This window comes from Synergistes jonesii, from assembly GCF_000712295.1.
Lineage (GTDB): Bacteria > Synergistota > Synergistia > Synergistales > Synergistaceae > Synergistes > Synergistes jonesii.
In genome coordinates this window covers 46,762-64,086 of the sequence record NZ_JMKI01000008.1, presented here as the reverse complement: position 1 = coordinate 64,086, position 17,325 = coordinate 46,762, and the positions used below count along the sequence as shown (strand labels likewise).

The window sequence follows — 17,325 nt, the reverse complement described above, 5'->3', positions numbered from 1 at the left end:
ATGACGTCAGTTGTTTCGGAGGCGCCGTTGGAATACCACCCTTGCCGTGCTGAGATTCTAACGGCTGCTATTGAAACATAGAGCCGGACATTGTCAGGCGGGCAGTTTGACTGGGGCGGTCGCCTCCCAAAGAGTAACGGAGGCGCGCGAAAGTCACCTCAGGGTGAATGGAAAACACCCAAAGAGCGTAAGGGTATAAGGTGGCCTAACTGAGAGATCGACAGATCGAACAGAAACGAAAGTTGGTCCTAGTGATCCGGTGGTCCTGAGTGGAAAGGCCATCGCTCATCGGATAAAAGCTACCCCGGGGATAACAGGCTGATGCCGCCCGAGAGTTCCTATCGACGGCGGCGTTTGGCACCTCGATGTCGGCTCATCGCATCCTGGGGCTGAAGCAGGTCCCAAGGGTTGGTCTGTTCGCCCATTAAAGCGGTACGTGAGCTGGGTTCAGAACGTCGTGAGACAGTTCGGTCCCTATCCACTGTGGGCGCAAGGTATTTGAGGGGAGCCGTCCTTAGTACGAGAGGACCGGGATAGACGAACCGCTAGTGAACCAGTTGTTCCGCCAGGGGCAGAAGCTGGGTAGCCAAGTTCGGTCAGGATAACCGCTGAAGGCATCTAAGCGGGAAGCCGTCCCCGAGATGAGATACCTGATTCTGTAATAGGAAGTAAGGCGTCCGGAAGACGACCGGATAGATAGGCCGGGAGTGTAAGAGGGTAACGCCCTTTGAGCCGACCGGTACTAATACGCCGAGGCCTTAACCTCATAAATCCTTTATAAGCCTTAAAGCATAAGGCATATAAGCTTCCGGTGCCAATGGAGGGGCGGAGACACCCGGTCCCATGCCGAACCCGGCAGTTAAGCGCCCCATCGCCGATGGTACTGCGGAGGGTATCCGTGGGAGAGCAGGTCGGCGCCGGTGTAATTTGAATGAGAGGAAGGATGGAAGTCCTTCCTCTCTTTTTTTTTACTTTTAATTTTCAATCTGTTGCGGACGACCGGCATCTATAAATAGACAAGTATCGCCGCCTGGCTGTTTTCAGCTTTAATGTCTGCGAGCAGTTCTGCGAAAGACTTCTCAAAAGCCTTTCTCAAAACCTTTTTCAAAAAGCGCCCCCGGCATTGACAAAAAAATGCAGACGTGTTACAAGTTTTATAGAGTTAGCTATTGCTAACCAAAAGGAGCGTGACGGTATGGAAAGACAAGAACAGATCAGAGAAGCATATAAAGAGCTGGGCGGCGACTTTGCCAATATATATGACGGTTATATTACCTATTCTACTCTGTCTGGAAAACTTATGAGCAGATTGATGTGGGGGTTTAATAAAGAGACCAATGCTGAATGGATAAGAGCGGCGCTTTCATGCGTGCCGGACGACTTTTCGGGGAAAATGCTCGAGGTCCCGGTCGGCACCGGCGTGCTGACTATACCCGTCTATAAAGGGCTTTCCAGCGCGGATATAACCTGCCTTGACTATTCGCCGGACATGATGAGGAATGCCGAAAGGAGAGCGGAGGCGATAGGCGTGAGCAATGTCCGCTTCGTGCAGGGTGACGTCGGGGAACTGCCGTTTGAGGACGAAGTCTTTGATATAGTCCTTTCCCTGAACGGTTTTCACGCATTCCCCGACAAAGAAGCCGCATACCGTGAGACTTTCCGTGTGCTTAAAAAGGGCGGATTGTTCGGCGGCTGTTTTTACGTCAGCGGAGAAAAGAGAAGGACTGACTTTACGGCAAAGCATCTGTTCGTGCCGAAGGGATCTTTTACCCCGCCTTTTGAGACAAAGGGCAGCCTGCGCGGTAGGCTCGAAGCTATGTATGACGAGGTCCGACTCACAGTGGTAAACGCAATGGCCTCTTTCTGTTGCCGAAAGTAGAAAAGCCATTTCTCTCATAACGAGGCCGGTCCTGATGAAGGCGATTGCGCTCTTTCCACTGCTATCTCATTTTTTTCACGATGATCTCTGCGGCTGCGATGATTTCTTCTTTTTCGGCGTTTTTCGATTCGAGCGTCAGGACGTTTTCGGCGTCGAGTTTGACTGTTATGCTGCGGCCGAGGACGGGGCGGAATTCGAGCAGAGCGGGACGGCCTGCGATAGTCAGGTTTTCGGCGCTTTCACCGCCGGATATTTCGCCGTCTTCGGCGTTCGTCTGCGTTATCTCCCAGCCCTTGGGGCCGGCTCCCTGCATCAGCACCGCGTGAAGGCGCGCGCCGCCGCTAGTGCGGTAGTCGCGTTCGGTCCACGTTCCCTTGCTGCCGGAGATCGCTTCCAACTTCGTCTCGCGAATCTCGCCGTTCCGCCAGCCTTCTATGTCGGGCAGCGCGGCGGCCGCTGGGGCCCCGGCGCTGAGCAGCGCCGTCGCGGCGGCCGCTGCGATAATTTTTCTCATCTTCATCAAAATGCCTCCGATGTTTTTCATTTGTGTTAGTATAACTCTTGCCGCGGCGTTTGGCGATAACGGGATAATCACATATAATAGCGGCAGAAAGAAGCTGAAGGAGATATGTTTTTGCATAGATTTGCAATCAGGGTATTTGGATGCCAGATGAATTCTTACGACGGCGACCGACTGCGCACGGCGATGCTGCACAACGGGTGGGAGGAAACGTCCGACGCCGACGCGGATGTCGTCATCCTGGTGACGTGCAGCATACGCGAGAAGGCGGAGCAAAAGGCCGCGAGCGAGATCGGGCGCTACGATTCGCTCTATAGGAGGAAGAGGTCGCCGGCCGTCGTCCTGGTCGGCTGCATGGCCCAGAGGATAGGACGCGGAGTGGCGAAGAAATTTTCCTGCGTGCGCCTCGTCGCCGGGCCGCGGCATCTCGGCCTCGTGCCTCAGGCGGCGACGGAACTTTCGCCGGAGAGGCCGCCGCGCTTTTTCATGGACGACGACCCGCGGGCCCTCACGGACCTTGAGGTCGCGCCGACAGCGCGGAGCAACCCCTTCAAAGCTTATGTGACGATCAGCTACGGCTGCGACCGCTTCTGCTCTTACTGCATCGTCCCCTATGTGCGCGGACGGCTTCAGTCGCGCGCTTCGTCGGAGATACTCGCCGAGACGCGCGCCCTTATCGACGGCGGGGCGAAGGAGATCACGCTGCTCGGGCAGAACGTGGACGCTTACGGCAAGGACCTGGGGGACGGCAGCCGCTTTTCGTCGCTGCTAAGCGCGGCCGCCGGGCAGCAGGGGCTCCTGCGCCTGCGCTTCGCGACGTCGCACCCGAAGGATTTCGACGAGGATATACTTGAAGTGATGGCGGAGAGGGCGGATATATGCCGTGCGATAAATCTACCGGTACAATCCGGCAACGACAGGATTCTTCATGAGATGAACCGCGGCTACACGTCTGAGCAGTACCTCGCGCTGATCGAAAGAATCCGCGCCGCGCTGCCCGACGTCAGCCTGACGACGGATCTTATCGTCGGCTTCCCGGGGGAAACGGACGAAGAGTTCCGCGATTCATATAACCTGCTCAAAGAGGCGAGATTCGACATAGTTCACACGGCGGCCTATTCTCCGCGCGAGGGGACGCGCGCCGCGATTATGGAACGGCAGATAGATGACAGAGTGAAAGCGGAGCGCCTCAACGAGATAAACGCGTTGCAGTCGCGGATAGCTAAGGAGGCGAACGAGCGCTATGTCGGCTCGTGTTTCGAGATTTTGGCGGATGGCTTCGCGCCGCGCGGCGAAGGAAAGATTCAGGGACGCACGATGAGCGACAAGGTCGTGATTCTCGACGGCGACGAGAGCGACTTCGGCAGGGTAATAGCGGTGCGCGTCACGCGCGCGAGCCACTGGTCGCTCGAAGGAGAAAGGATCTAAATCGATGGACCGGCGCAATTCGGGAAAAGTCTTCGTAGCGGCCGGCGTTTTATGTTTCGCGCTCGCCTTTGTGCTGCTCTCGACCTTCAAAGGGCAGTTCGGAAGGGAGACTGCCGGGCAATCGTCGCCGCCGGAGATGGAAGAGCCTCTTAAAGTCACGCCTCCGCAGGAGGCCGAGAGGAGCGAGCCGCGGCGCGTCAAGTCTATCTCCGCCGGCGGCGAAGGCGAATCTCGCTGGATGGTCTACGTTACGGGCGCGGTAAAAAGGCCTGGGGTCTACGAGGTCTCGCCGGGCGCGCGCGTCTACGAGGCGCTCTCCGCGGCCGGCGGCTTTGCCGACGGCGCCGACCGGGAGGCCGTGAATTTGGCCGCGAAACTTGAGGACGGCGAGCACGTGAAGTTCCTGCGCAAGGGAGAGCTTCAGAGCCAGAGCGCCGCGGCTCCCGCGCAGAGCTACGGCTCACAGCGGCAGGCAATCGCCGCCGTGAAGGTGAATATTAACACGGCAGGCAAGTCGGAGCTCAGAACGATAAACGGCGTCGGCGAGAAAACTGCCCAAATGATAATCGACTACAGAACGAAAAACGGGAAATTCGCCAGGGTGGAGGACGTTATGAACATCGGCGGCATCGGCGCGAAGAGATATGAGATGATAAAGGATCAGATCACGGTTGGAAACTGAAGGAGAGTCCACGGAAAATATCCAAAGCACGGCGTTTTCCGCAAGCCCGCCGCGGTCGCCTCTCTCCGAGGCGCCGGCCTTTTTTATTCTTCTCTCCCTTGCCCTTTCGATTTATCTGGATGAATTTTTCGCCGCTCCTGCGGCGGCCGCCGCAGGCCTGCTGATTTCGGCGGCGGCGCTTATGCTTTGCACGCGAGAGGCGCGCCGCGGCTTTTTTCCGGTGTTTTTGACTGTAATGCTCATTTCCTCTCTTGCCTGTGGTTATTCCCTTTATTTGATGAACAGAAAGGCCGTGCTGCCGGGGAGCGTCGAGACGCGCGGCTCCGTGCTCTCCGTCCGCAGGCGCAGATACGACAGCGCGCTGCTGATCGGCACGAGCTACGGAAGGTTCGCCGGCTATCTGAGGGGGAACTATTTGCCGCGCGAAGGCAGCGGCGTCTATCTGCGCGGCGCTCTCTTCGATTTCAAGCGCGCGAAAAAGAATGGCGGCTTCGACGAGGAACGCTACTGGCACTCCCGCGGAGCCGTCAAGAAGATAGTCCTTTTCGAGATAAGGGAAATATCGCCGCCGAAGCGCATCGCGCGATGGCGCGCCGCGCTCGCCGAGCTTATCGACGAGCGGCTGGCGCCGCTTACGTCGGCCTATATGGCCGCCTTCACGGTCGGCAGAAGGGACGACGCCGCGATCGAGGAGCTGCACAAGCGCGCCGGAACGTCTCATCTGCTTGCGGTCTCGGGGCTGCACGTGTGGATAATCGCTGGGCTGATTCTCTCGCTTCTGCCGCTGCGCGGCATGTTGCGCTTTGCCGCGGCCTCCGCGTCGATATGGCTTTACCTGCTTGTTTCCGGACTGCCGGTCGGCGGCGTGCGCTCCGCGCTGATGATACAGATAATGCTTTTATCCGCCGTGGTCGGGCGTCCCTCCTCCGCCTTCAACAACGTGAGCGCCGCGTCGGCGTTGCTGCTGCTCGCCAACCCCTGGAGCTTTTACGCGCTCGGCTGGCGCCTCTCGGTAGCCGGCGCGCTCTTCGTTTCCGCATCAGTGCCCCTCTTTCGCTCCAGCCTCTGCCGCGCGGTATGCGTGCCGGTGCTGCTGTGGTTCGTCACGGCGCCGTTTATCGCCTCGGTTTTCGGCGAAGCGCCTCTTGCGGGGCTCGCGCTCAACGCCGCCCTCGTGCCGGCCTTCGGCGTTATCTTTCCCCTTGTTTTGATTCTTTCGATTCCTCCTTTGTTTGAACTGCCCGGCGCATGGATCGCGTCGGCCGCATCGGAAAGCATCCTTGAAGCGCTTCAGAATTTTATCGACGCCGGTGCCTCTTTATTCTCCGGCGCGGCGCTTTTCAATCCCGCTCTTTTTTCCGCCTCCGTCGTTATTTTTTCCGCCGCCTGCGCGCTAAGGTGCGGCTCAGGTTTGCAAAGAGCACTCCTGCTTTCCGTATTTTTCCTGCTTTTTATGCTATACTCGGCCACGATGTAGTAAAATATTAAAATTGACGCCGAGGCTGAGCGGAGGTATAGGTAGATGCTCCTCGTCTTTGACATTGGAAACACGAATACGGTAATGGGGATTTACGACGGCAGGGAACTTTTGAAGGAGTGGCGTCTCACGTCTAAGAAGCAGACTTCCGACGAAGTGGGCTTCATGCTTCTTGGGCTTTTGTCCTCCGCCGGAATCGCGAAGGAGGATATAAAGGGCGCGGTATTCGGCAGCGTCGTGCCCTCTCTCGACGAGACGTTCCGCGAAGGCGTGCGCGAATATATAGGCGTCGACTGCCTGAGGGTCTCGACGAGGATGGACACGGGGCTCAAAATCAAAATGAAAAACCCGACGGGGCTGGGGGCCGACCGCCTGCTGAACGCCGTCTCCGGCATCGAAAAATACGGGGTCCCGCTGATAATCGTCGACCTCGGCACCGCGATAACCTTCGACGTCATATCGCAGGAGGGCGCGTATGTGGGCGGCGTCATAGCGCCCGGTATGGAACTCGGCATGGAATCGCTCTTCGCGCGCACCGCGAAACTGCCCCAGATAGAGCTCGCGGCGCCCGCGAGCGTCATAGGCGGGAACACTATAGAGGCTATACAGTCCGGTATCGTCTACGGCACTGTCGGCATGGTCGAGAAAGTTATAGAGGGCATATCGAAAGAGCTCGGTACGAAGTGCCGCGTCGTCGCGACCGGCGGGCACGCTCCGATAATCGCGAAGCACTCCGGCTGCATCGACAGCGTCGACCAATGGCTGACGCTCGACGGGCTGCGCATTTACTACGAGAGAAACTGTGCCGGAAAGTAGCGGGAGGGGATTTTTCGCGCCGCCCGGCTTCCCGCGCATGGTCGGCGGCGTGGAGGTCGACAATCAGATATGGCTGGCGCCTCTCGCCGGCATAACCTTCGCGTCTTTTAGACGCTTTCACCGCGCCCTCGGAGCCGGGCTCGTCCACACTGAGATGGTGAGCGCGCTGGGGCTGAAATACAAAGGGCGCAAGACTAAGGAGCTGCTCTACGGCGGCGACGACGAGGCTCCCTGCGCGCTGCAGCTTTTCGGTTCCTCGGCGGACGACCTCTCCGCCGGCGCCGAGATAGCGCTGGAAATGAGAGAGTTCGCCGCGCTCGAGGTAAACATGGCCTGCCCGATGCCGAAGGTGACGAAAAAGGGCGCCGGCGCGAAGCTGCTCGAAAAAGCCGGGGAGGCCGCGGCGATTGTAAAGGGGCTTAAGCGATTCGGAATCCCGGTGTGGGCGAAGGTGCGCCTTATACCGAGGGATTCCGGCGATACTACCGAAGATTTCTGCGCGAGGCTCTTCGAAGCTGGAGCGGATTTCATATTCGTCCACGGGCGCACGCCGGCGCAGAGGTATGAAGGCAGAGCGTCGTGCGCGGAGGTATGCGGAGCGGCGCGGGCCTTTCCCGGGCGGATAGGCGGCAGCGGCGACTGCTACGCGCCGGAGGACCTTACCGCCTATCTTGACGGGGGCTGTGCGGCGGCGCTCGCCGCCCGCGGAGCGCTTCGCGACGCCCTGCTCATCCCGCGCACGCTCGCGGCGCTCGGCGCGGAGGTTCCGGAGGAGCTGCGAAGTCCTTCGCCGGAAGCCCAGAAGGAGCTTCTGCTGAGGCTATGCGGAGGCATATGCGGAACAGAGGGGGAAAGGCTAGCGCTTATGACGGCGAGGAGGATGCTCGGCGCACTTTTCAGGGGCTTCGAAGGGGCCCCGCGGCTGCGCAGGGCCGGAGCCGCGGCGGCGAGCTGGGGCGAAATGGAGGCGCTGCTTGCCGGATTCAGTTTTGAAAGTTCGCCGCAGGGCGGGGAAAAAGAAGAAGAGATTAACGGCGCCGATGCGTCTTTGAATTAAATTAACGCAGGATGTGATCAAGTTGGCAGAGGAACAGAAGAACAACGCAAAGGAACAGAATACGATGCCGGAGGAAGAAATTTTCCGTCAGCGCAAAGATAAACTGCTGCGTCTGCGCAGCGAAGAGGGGTACGACCCCTACGAGCAGGATCGCTATGAAGTGAAGCGGACGCTCGGCTACGTAAGGGAGCATTTCGATTATCTGAAGCCTGAGGAGTGGGCGACGGAAGAGATTCAGACCGCGGGGCGCATAATCGTGCTGCGCCGACATGGAAAGACCGCCTTCGCGACCTTCGAGGACGAACGCGACCGCCTGCAGCTCTGCTTCCAGTTCGACGTGCTCGGCGAAAAGGATTACAACTTCTTCAAAAAATGGGTCGACGCCGGCGACTTCATCGGCATTGTCGGAATCCCCTTCCGCACGCAGCGCGGCGAGCTCACGCTCTCCGTCCGCGGCTACACGCTTCTTTCGAAGGCCCTGCGCCCGATGCCGGAAAAATATCACGGCCTCAAGGACATGGAGGTGCGCTACCGCCGCCGTTACGCGGACCTTATCGCCAACCCCGAAGTGCGCGAGGTCTTCCGCAGGCGCACTAAGATAATACAGACCTTCCGCCGAGTGCTCGACGCGCACGGCTCGCTGGAAGTGGCGACGCCGATACTCTCGACGATAGCCGGCGGAGCGAACGCGCGCCCCTTCGTCACGCACCACAACGCGCTCGATATAGACATGTACCTGCGCATCGCTACCGAGCTGCACCTGAAGCGCCTCATCGTCGGCATGCTCGGGCGCGTCTACGAGATAGGGCAGCAGTTTCGCAACGAGGGCATGGACCAGCGCCATAACCCGGAATTCACGTCGATGGAGGTCTACTGGGCCTACGCCAACTACGCCGACATGATGGACCTTGCAGAAGAGATACTCGTCGCGTGCGCCGACGAGCTCGGCAGCCGCGTGATAAATTATCAGGGGACGGAGATAGACCTGACGCCGCCCTTCCGCCGCGCGACGATGGCGGAGCTCGTCAGCGAGGAAACGGGCGTAGACTTCATGAATATAACCGACGAAGAGGCGCGCCGCCAGGCCGCGCTGCGCGGGCTCGAAGTGACGCCGAAGATGTCGCGCTTTGAGATCATGCCGCTCTTTTTCGAAGAGTACGTCGAAGAAAAGCTAATACAGCCGACGTTCGTCCTTGGCCATCCGACGGTCATATCGCCGCTTTCGAAGCGCAACAGGGAAAATCCGGAGCTCACCGACCGCTTCGAGCTCTACATCAACGGATGGGAATTCGCCAACGCCTTCAGCGAGCTCAACGACCCGCTCGACCAGCGCGAGCGCTTCATGGAGCAGGCGCGCAAGAAGGAAGAAGGCGACGAAGAATCGCACCCCTTCGATGAAGACTTCGTCAACGCGCTCGAATACGGCCTTCCGCCGACCGGCGGCATGGGAATCGGCGTCGACCGCTGCGTGATGCTTCTGACCGACTCAAAGAGCATCCGCGATGTGATACTCTTCCCGACGATGAAGCCGCTGGAGTGATGTAACTTAAAAGCCTTGAGAAATCAAGGCTTTTATTTATATGGTTTTGTATTTACGCCGATCGCGCACTCTCTCTCGCACAAGCGGGGGCAAGTCCGATAAATCTGAACGTTCAGATTCGGATAACTACCGAAATGGAACCAAGGCGAAAACGGTGCGCAGTAATTATGGAGAGTTCGAGATTCACACAGCGTTCTTTGAGCGGGGGATGATAACAAATTGTAGCAGCATATGACGGCTGGGCCAACCCGGTCGTATAGTAGGAAATGAGCGGGGCGCACGTCGGGATCATCCGACGCACCGCTCGCCTTTCAACTTCCCATCGGCAAAAAGCGTCGCGGAAATTTCGCAAAACGTCGCGGAAAAATTGCCGGCGGCGCTGTATACTTTATAAGGAAAAGAGCTTCCCCGGCGGCGTCTGCCGCAGTATGCGGATTGCCTGACGCGCGCGGCCGCGGCGAGGGGCCAGCGGCTGGAATAGCGGTTTCCCTTTCGGGGGACCCGACTGATAAAAGTACGCTTAAGCGCCGCCGTTTGTATAGTTTTCCATTTAAATCGGCGAGGGAGCGCTCAGAAGAGGCGCGGCGCGAATACATTAATGGTACGGGCCGTTAGTGGTCCGTCGAAGGAGGTACGGCATCATGAAGCAGAAGAATACGATAATCAGGACGCTTCTTGGAGACATCACAAAGATCGATTCGGTCGACGCGATCGTCAACGCGGCGAACAGGACGCTGCTCGGAGGGGGCGGCGTCGACGGCGCGATACACAGGGCGGCGGGGGAGGAGCTGCTTGCCGAGTGCCGCACGCTGAACGGCTGCGAGACCGGAGAGGCGAAGATCACGGGCGCTTACAGGCTGCCATGCAAATACGTCATACACACGGTCGGTCCAGTGTGGCACGGCGGGACGCACGGCGAGCCGGAGCTCCTTGCGTCGTGCTACCGCAACTCGCTTAAAGTCGCGATGGAAAACGGCGTCCGCTCGATAGCTTTTCCTTCGATATCGACCGGAGTCTACTCCTATCCGGTCGGCAAGGCGGCCGAAACGGCGGTGGACGCGGTCAGTTCGTTTCTGAGCGAAGAGCCGGACGCGTTCGACGAGGTGCTCTGGGTGCTCTTCGATGAGAGGACGAAATCATATTACGACGCCGCGCTTTCCGCTTTGGAAGAGAAGTTGCGGCGGTGAGCTGCGCCGAAAGGGCGAAAAGGCCGGTTATGTGCTTTTCAAGGGCCGTGAAGAATTACCTTGACGGCGGCGCGGCGGATTTGCAAAAAAACGGCGACCGAAATGGCGCTGAAAAATTTAAAACAGCAGTCAGAATACGGCGGGACGAAGTTTGCAGACAAAATACTCAGAAGGAGTTCTTAGCTTTGGAGAACACCGCTGAGCAGCGATGTAACGGCTGAAGGAATGCTGAAATGAAAAACAACTATGCGCGCGGCGTTTTAATGGCACTTGGTACGGCGATGCTGTGGGGCGGCATGGGGCCGCTCGCTAAGTTCGTCGGCACACAGGGAGTCAGCATGACTTCTGTGATGTGCTACCGCGCGGTCGTCATTGTATTGCTAATGTCCCTGTGGCTCAGGTACAGGGTCGGTCACGGGTGGTACAGGATCGGGCGGCCGCTCATGCGCGTGTACCTGCTGCTCGGCTTTCTGACCGTTGTAATGAACGCCTGGGGGTTCATGCTCTCCTGTCAATATCTCTCTGTGCCGCAGGCTCTGATGCTTAACTATACGTTTCCTATCGCTGTTATGACCGGCTCGTATTTCATAACAGGAGAAAAACCATCACGGAAGCAACTCGCGGCCGGCTTTCTGATAATAGGAGGTCTCTATGTCGGATTTTTCGCTTCAGGCGGCGAAACGCCGCCGCTCTCCGTGCCAGGGCTGCTGTGGGGTATTGTCTCCCTTTTGGGGCTCTCCGGACAGATGCTGCTATCGCGCAAGGTATTGAGAGACGGAGATAGCAATCCGTCCCTGCAGCTCTTTTACGTCTATCTCTTCGGCGGCGCTATGCTTATCATAGCAAAATCTGTTTTTGTTGGTTGGGACGACCTCGCTGCGATGAACTGCGCGGTTTTTGCACTGATGCAGTACTCCGCTTTCGGGGCTGGGCTATGCGGTTTCGGCCTGTTGCTCGGCGCGCTGAGAGTTATCCCGGCGCCTCTCGTGAGCCTCGTTTTAACGCTCGAAATTGCTTTTGCGCTGGTAATAACGCCGCTCTCTCTCGGGCTGTCCCCAACAGGCTTCGAGATCGCCGGCTGTGCTATCGTAATGGCAGCAGTAGCCTGCGCGGCCGCCGGGAAGGAAGCCTCGGCGTAAATTCTCAGCGCCGGCGACGGCTTGCCGTGCGCCGCAAAAATGTGAAAATTATGATAATATATTTCAGCGGGCGCTATACGACCGCAATTATCAGCATAACTCGGCGGCGTGCTCTTCTTTTGCGCGTCCGCCGTGCGAATCTTGCTGACGAGGGTGTGTTGTTATGATGGAATCGCTTCCGTTCAATAACGGGCAAAAGAGGGAACAGAATCTCTCCAGCTCTGTCTACGAAGCGATAAAAAACAAAATAATAAACGGCGAATTAATGCCGGCAAGCATCCTGATGGAGCGCACGATCGCCGATGAATTCGGAGTCAGCCGCACGCCCGTGCGCGAAGCTTTGAAACGGCTCTCTCAAGAAGGGTGGGTAGATTGGGAGGAGCGCCGCCGTGCGGTGGTCTCCGAGATAACCATTTCGAAAATACTCGAACTCTTCACGCTTCGCGAGATGATGGAACCCTTCGCGATAAAAAAAGCGATAGAAGGGGGGCATACGCAGATTCTTGCCGGCCAGCTGGCCGCGGCCTACGAAGATATGGAGGCTTCGAAGGATTCGCCGGTGGATTTCATGAAGCACGACATGGAGTTCCACGCCGCGATAGTCCACTCGATGAAGTTGCTCTCCATTAATATGATGTGGCAGAAGATAAGCGACGACATGATGCGCCTTGTCATGCACTCCGTCTACCCGCGGCGCGATACCGCCGTCATTTTGCACGAACATAAGGAACTGATCGACGCCCTATGGAACTCGGATGCTAAAAAGGCGCTCGAATGCATCCGCGGCCATTTCTCCGTGATCGTCGACATGTTCAAGCAGAAGCGGGAAAATTTCTGACACCAAAATTGGCCGCCGCGCGGAAAACAACATAACCGGCTTTTTTATTTTTCCCCCGTTATTTTTTTCATTACGGCCGGAAGGCTGAAGGGCTCTTCCCCTCCGTCGAATATCCCGCCGTCTTCAAGCAGCACGCAGGGGATGCCGAGCCGCCCCGCCTTCTTCGCGGCCGCGAAAGCCGCGTCGCCGTCGCGTATCGCGATGAATTCCGCAAGATCTTTCAGCGACGCCGAGATGTCCCTGAATTCGGCGCCGATGTTTTTTTCTTTGCATCCGCCGAGGAGCTTCAGCGTCTTTGGGCACTGCGCGCTTCCATATATTACGATCATTTTTTTCACCTCCTTGAAATATGGCATTGGAGAAAATATATTTATTGTAAACTTTTGCCTTAGCTTTGACTGCCTCCTTTTTTTCTAAAACTTCTAAAACGTCAGAAAAACGGATAATGAATATTTTCCCCCGTTTAGCAAAGGAGCGGCGCTCTTTTCTGCTCATTTGAAAGCGAAACATAAACGTTTTATTATCAGATTCATATTTTTGAATGAATAAAAATATATTCTTTTGTATTTGGTATATTGACAGACTTCCAATTCGCGGTTATTGTATAGATGTTTCCGGTAATTAGATATTAATTCCGTATAGCGGAATAAAATTTTTGAATTATAAAAAGGAGTTGACATTGTACAAAAAGCGGCGGAAGCAAATATGGGAATTTTTCGCCGGGACTGTCGCCATTCGAATTAACAAATTAAAAGGAGCCCTGCGCTCAAGCAGTTGTTTAGCAGTCAGGAGGGATTTTTTTGAAGGTATTGAAGTGGCTGGATGAAAGTCTTGAAGAATCCATAATGGTCGTTTTGCTTGTGGCAATATCGGCGGTCATGCTCGCGCAGATATTCGCGCGCTACGTATTCAACAGTTCCATGAGCTGGCCGGAAGAGTTCTGCCGCTACTGCTACGTATGGAGCGTCTTTATTTCTCTCGGCTATACGATCAGGAGGGGCAGCATGTTGCGCGTCGGCATAGTGATGGATATGCTTCCCGCCGCTATCAGCAATTCTGTGAAGATACTCTGCGACGCCGTCATGCTCGCCCTCTTCGCGGTCTTTTTCCGCCATTCGCTGCTGGTCGTCGACAACATTAAAAACGTTACCGGCGAAATATCTTCCGCGATGCAGATACCGATGTGGATCATGTATATGTGCGCGGTGATCGGCTTCGCGCTGGCAGCCGTCCGCACCGTGCAGTCGCTCGTCAACGGCGTGCGTCATTTTAAAGACAAGGGAGAAACGACGATCGAAGCCACGATCAAGGAGGCGCGGGCGGAGGTAGAGCTGGCCGCGCAGGATAACAAAAATTACGGCGCTGCCGTAAGGGAGGAGAGGGAATAATGTCCGCGTTGATATTTATAGTTTTCGCAGCTGCGCTCGTCCTCGGCATGCCCATCGCGATGAGCATGGTGCTGAGCACGGTGATTCCGCGTCTGCTGGGAACGACGATGGGCAGCTCGGTCAACCAGCTCATCACCAACAGCTTTTCCGGAGCCGACACCACGCCCATCATAGCGGTGCCGCTCTTCATCCTGGCAGGCGTCATCATGGCTGAGGGCGGCATTTCGCGCAAGCTCTTCAACGTCTTCGCGTATTTTGTCGGAGGGTTTACCGGCGGTCTTCCCTGCGCCGTCATACTGACCTGCCTCTTTTACGGGGCGATCTCAGGCTCGGGGCCGGCGACGACCGCGGCCGTAGGCGCCATGGCGATCCCCTTTCTCGTAGAGCTCGGCTACGACAAAACTTTTTCCGCCGGCATGGTGGCGACGGCCGGAGGGCTCGGCGTGATCATCCCGCCGTCCATCCCCTTCGTCCTCTATTCTCTCGCGACCGGGGTCTCGACGAGCGCACTCTTCCTCGGCGGAGTCCTGCCGGGCTTCGCTATCGGCTTAGCGCTCATGGCCTACGCTGTCTATTACTGCGGTAGGAGGGGGGAGGACAGGAAAAAGATCAACTTCAAGCTGGCGGAGCTTAGAGGGCAGGGGTTTTGGAAGCTCGCCAAAGACAGCTTTCCCGCGCTTATGTCGCCGATCATAGTTCTGGGCGGCATCTATGGCGGCGTCGTTACGCCGACTGAGGCGGCCTGCATATCCGTCTTTTACTCGCTGATCGTCTCTCTATTCGTTTATAAAACGATAACTTTTTCTTCGATTCTTCCCTTCCTTAAGGGCGCCGTGAAGACCTACGCGCCGCTTTGCTTCGTCCTCGCCTTCGCGATAGCCTTCGGGCGCGTGCTGACGCTGCTGAAGGCCCCGGCAATTGTATCCGACTTCGTGCTCGGCAATTTCAGCTCGGCGGGCACGGTGATGTTCATAATAGTCATCGTCTTCCTGCTGATGGGGATGGTGATGGATACGGGGCCGGCGATCGTCATCCTCGCGCCCATCCTTCTGCCGATAGTCAAGACGCTCGGCATTCATCCGGTGCATTTCGGAGTCGTGATGGTCTGCTGTCTCTCGATAGGGCTCGCGACCCCGCCGTTCGGGCTCGATCTCTTCGTCGCCGGCACTCTGGCGGATACGCCGCCCATGACCGTCGCAAAAAAAGCGATGCCGTTCATCATCGCTTTCGCGATCGCGCTGTTCGGCATCACTTATGTTCCGTGGCTGAGCCTTGCGCTGCTACAGCGCGGGTTTTGATAAACAAAAAAATCATATTGAATCAGGAGGAATAATAATGAAAAAACTGTCCGTCATAATTTACGCACTGCTGTTGGCATTCGCCATCTCCGGCGTTGCCTCGGCCGGGGCCTACGACGATCTGAAGCCGGAGACGCTGCGCTATGGCAATGGAGCCGCGCTCGGAGCTGCCGGCGACCTCTGGGGCATAGCTTTCTGCAAGCAGGTGGAGAAGATCACCGGCGGTAAGCTTAAAATCGATTATTTCGGCAACAGCCAGCTCGGCGTCGACAGCGAGCTTCAGACTCAGATGCTCGCCGGCGACATCGACATAGTCTCCTGCCAGCCGGGACAGACCACGACGATCGTCCCCGCGGTGGCCGTCTACGACCTGCCGCTCGTCTTCGCCAAGTACGACGCAAAGACGATCGACAGGGCGCTTAACGCCTCGGAATTTACCAAACTCATGGACAAGAAGTACGCCGCTTCAAGAATGATCTGCCTCGGCGTGCTGCAGGGCGCCACGTACCGCGTTATGACCTCCAACAAGAAGATCGATAAGGTAGGCGATTTTAAGGGAATCAAAATTCGTACGATGAATTCCCCGAATCACCTTGCCTTTTGGAAGGGCCTCGGAGCCAACCCGACGCCTCTGCCCTTCACGGAGCTTTACATGAGTCTTCAGCAGGGCGTCGTGCAGGCTCAGGAAAACGCGAACGACACGAACCTCAGCTCGAACTTCCAGGAAGTCCAGAAGTATCTCGTCAACGTCAAGCAGCTACTATATATGAATCAGTTCCTGATGAACAGGAAAAAATTCGAATCGCTCGCCCCAGCCTATCAGAAAGCGATTCGCGACGCTGTGAAGGCCGCCACGGAGGAAATAGCGCCGAGCCTCGCCAAGATAGACTCTGAATGCCGCGACAAGCTCGTCAAGGGAGGCATGACGAATCTCACCTACAACAACGCGTTCTACGACGACGTGATCAAGGCCTCGCAGCCCGTTTACGCCAAGATAAGCGGCGATATAGGGAAGGACGTCGTCGATGCCCTGATCAAGGCGCTCGAGGGTAAATAATTGCGGCTTGAAGAAGCGCGTCCCGCGTGCGCCGCGTCGGAAGAAAGGAGTTTCCGTATGTTCAATACGACGGTAGACACAAAATTTTTCGGGCTGCTCGGAAAGCCTCTTTCGCAGAGCGCTGCGCCATTCATGCAAAACAGCGTCTATCAGAAGCTCGGCATAGACGCGCTGTACGTTCCGCTCGAGCTTGAAATGGATCAGCTCGAGCCCGTCGTAGCGAACCTTGAGAACTTCCACTACGCGGGCTCCGGTGTGACGATGCCCTTCAAGACCCAGGTGCACAAGTACCTCGACGGGCTGGCCGATTCCGCGCGATTTACCGAAGTGGTCAACACCATAGTCTTCGAAAACGGCAGAAAGATAGGTTACAACACCGACGGGACCGGCTTCGTCCTTTCGCTGAAAAATCAGCTCAGGCTGAGCATACCGGAACACCGCTACCTGCTTCTCGGCGCGGGTGGGGCCGGTACCGCAATAGCCTGCGCTCTCGCAATGGAGGGAGCCAAAGATATAAAGTCGCTCTGTATCGCCAGAGATTACTTCTGCGCGGAAACCCTTTTCAGCCGCGTTGACAGACATTTCCCGTCGGTCTGCACGATCGGAGAGATGACGGAAAAGAGCATAGCGTCGGCGCTTGAAAAGTACGACGTCGTGATACACGCGACGAAAGTCGGCATGTATCCGAACGCCGATGAGACGCTGTTCGACCCGGGAATGCTCGACCCGCGGCACATAGTGGCCGACGTCGTCTACGTGCCCGCGGAGACGAAGCTGCTGCGCGAAGCGGCGGCGCGCGGCTGTACGACGCTCTCGGGCCTCTGGATGAACGCGTACCAGGCGGCGGAGCAGATGCGGCTGTGGCTCGGCGTCGAACCGCCGATCGATTATATGTTCAGCCACAGTCTGGAATATCTTCGTTCTCAGGGCAAAGCGTAGCTTAAGATTTTTTGAAAATCGAAAAATCGATTCAAAAGGCGGCGCAGGAGGATATGCTGCGCCGCCCTACATTTGCGGGG

The 17,325-nt window shown here is 57.0% G+C and carries 16 protein-coding genes and 2 rRNA genes; 16 read left to right on the top strand and 2 right to left on the bottom strand.

From position 1 onward, the window contains the following. The 3 genes from EH55_RS03265 to EH55_RS03255 all read left to right on the top strand — a co-directional run. A 23S ribosomal RNA gene (locus tag EH55_RS03265) occupies positions 1–766 on the top strand; the annotation flags it as partial. Positions 767–807: 41 nt separating this feature from the next. Then, positions 808–923, top strand: a 5S ribosomal RNA gene (rrf, locus tag EH55_RS03260). 272 nt (positions 924–1,195) lie between these two features. Beyond that, complete coding sequence (locus EH55_RS03255; RefSeq protein ID WP_051682603.1) at positions 1,196–1,879, top strand: class I SAM-dependent methyltransferase; 684 nt, start codon at positions 1,196–1,198, stop codon at positions 1,877–1,879. A gap of 61 nt (positions 1,880–1,940) precedes the next feature. On the opposite strand, the gene EH55_RS03250 is transcribed toward EH55_RS03255, so the two are convergent. After that, complete coding sequence (locus EH55_RS03250; RefSeq protein WP_037974713.1) at positions 1,941–2,399, bottom strand: hypothetical protein; 459 nt, start codon at positions 2,397–2,399, stop codon at positions 1,941–1,943. A gap of 108 nt (positions 2,400–2,507) precedes the next feature. On the opposite strand from EH55_RS03250, the gene miaB reads away from it, so the two are divergent. From miaB to EH55_RS13320, 9 genes are all read left to right on the top strand, one after another. Continuing rightward, positions 2,508–3,827 carry a tRNA (N6-isopentenyl adenosine(37)-C2)-methylthiotransferase MiaB gene (gene miaB / locus EH55_RS03245; protein WP_037974711.1) on the top strand — a complete coding sequence of 440 codons (1,320 nt, stop codon included), beginning with the start codon at positions 2,508–2,510 and terminating at the stop codon, positions 3,825–3,827. A 4-nt stretch (positions 3,828–3,831) separates the two neighbouring features. Then, positions 3,832–4,509, top strand: a complete 678-nt coding sequence (locus EH55_RS03240) for a ComEA family DNA-binding protein (RefSeq protein WP_037974709.1) — start codon at positions 3,832–3,834, stop codon at positions 4,507–4,509. Positions 4,510–4,690: 181 nt separating this feature from the next. Then, on the top strand, positions 4,691–5,986 hold the full coding sequence (locus tag EH55_RS03235; RefSeq protein ID WP_141730487.1) for a ComEC/Rec2 family competence protein: 1,296 nt from the start codon (positions 4,691–4,693) through the stop codon (positions 5,984–5,986). A gap of 45 nt (positions 5,987–6,031) precedes the next feature. Beyond that, entirely contained in the window at positions 6,032–6,802 is a 771-nt protein-coding gene (locus tag EH55_RS03230) for a type III pantothenate kinase (RefSeq protein ID WP_037974705.1), read from the top strand. Continuing rightward, positions 6,789–7,859, top strand: coding sequence for a tRNA dihydrouridine synthase (locus EH55_RS03225; protein WP_141730486.1), 1,071 nt, complete (start codon positions 6,789–6,791; stop codon positions 7,857–7,859). Before EH55_RS03230 ends, EH55_RS03225 begins: the two co-directional genes overlap by 14 nt. Before the next feature lie 64 nt (positions 7,860–7,923). Then, the gene (gene lysS / locus EH55_RS03220) at positions 7,924–9,399 is read left to right on the top strand and encodes a lysine--tRNA ligase (protein WP_051682605.1); all 1,476 of its coding nucleotides are present in this window, start codon (positions 7,924–7,926) and stop codon (positions 9,397–9,399) included. Positions 9,400–10,040: 641 nt separating this feature from the next. After that, entirely contained in the window at positions 10,041–10,586 is a 546-nt protein-coding gene (locus EH55_RS03215) for an O-acetyl-ADP-ribose deacetylase (protein WP_037974702.1), read from the top strand. Positions 10,587–10,819: 233 nt separating this feature from the next. Then, positions 10,820–11,725: a DMT family transporter gene (locus EH55_RS03205; RefSeq protein ID WP_037974698.1), complete on the top strand. Its 906-nt coding sequence runs from the start codon at positions 10,820–10,822 to the stop codon at positions 11,723–11,725. A 163-nt stretch (positions 11,726–11,888) separates the two neighbouring features. After that, positions 11,889–12,563, top strand: a complete 675-nt coding sequence (locus EH55_RS13320; protein ID WP_051682601.1) for a GntR family transcriptional regulator — start codon at positions 11,889–11,891, stop codon at positions 12,561–12,563. Between the two features lie 44 nt (positions 12,564–12,607). Here the strand turns inward: EH55_RS13320 and EH55_RS03195 are convergent, their stop codons facing one another. Then, the gene (locus EH55_RS03195) at positions 12,608–12,892 is read right to left on the bottom strand and encodes a hypothetical protein (protein ID WP_037974696.1); all 285 of its coding nucleotides are present in this window, start codon (positions 12,890–12,892) and stop codon (positions 12,608–12,610) included. Between the two features lie 471 nt (positions 12,893–13,363). On the opposite strand from EH55_RS03195, the gene EH55_RS03190 reads away from it, so the two are divergent. From EH55_RS03190 to aroE, 4 genes are read left to right on the top strand one after another with little or no spacing between them, the layout of a single operon-like run. Then, a complete protein-coding gene (locus tag EH55_RS03190) occupies positions 13,364–13,951 on the top strand; it encodes a TRAP transporter small permease (protein ID WP_051682600.1) in 588 nt (195 codons plus the stop codon). After that, positions 13,951–15,249 carry a TRAP transporter large permease gene (locus tag EH55_RS03185; RefSeq protein WP_201769329.1) on the top strand — a complete coding sequence of 433 codons (1,299 nt, stop codon included), beginning with the start codon at positions 13,951–13,953 and terminating at the stop codon, positions 15,247–15,249. The genes EH55_RS03190 and EH55_RS03185 overlap by 1 nt, the downstream gene beginning before the upstream one ends. A 37-nt stretch (positions 15,250–15,286) precedes the next feature. Next, positions 15,287–16,306, top strand: a complete 1,020-nt coding sequence (locus tag EH55_RS03180; RefSeq protein ID WP_051682599.1) for a TRAP transporter substrate-binding protein — start codon at positions 15,287–15,289, stop codon at positions 16,304–16,306. A gap of 57 nt (positions 16,307–16,363) precedes the next feature. Beyond that, the gene (gene aroE, locus EH55_RS03175) at positions 16,364–17,245 is read left to right on the top strand and encodes a shikimate dehydrogenase (protein ID WP_141730484.1); all 882 of its coding nucleotides are present in this window, start codon (positions 16,364–16,366) and stop codon (positions 17,243–17,245) included. Positions 17,246–17,325: the final 80 nt, after the last annotated feature.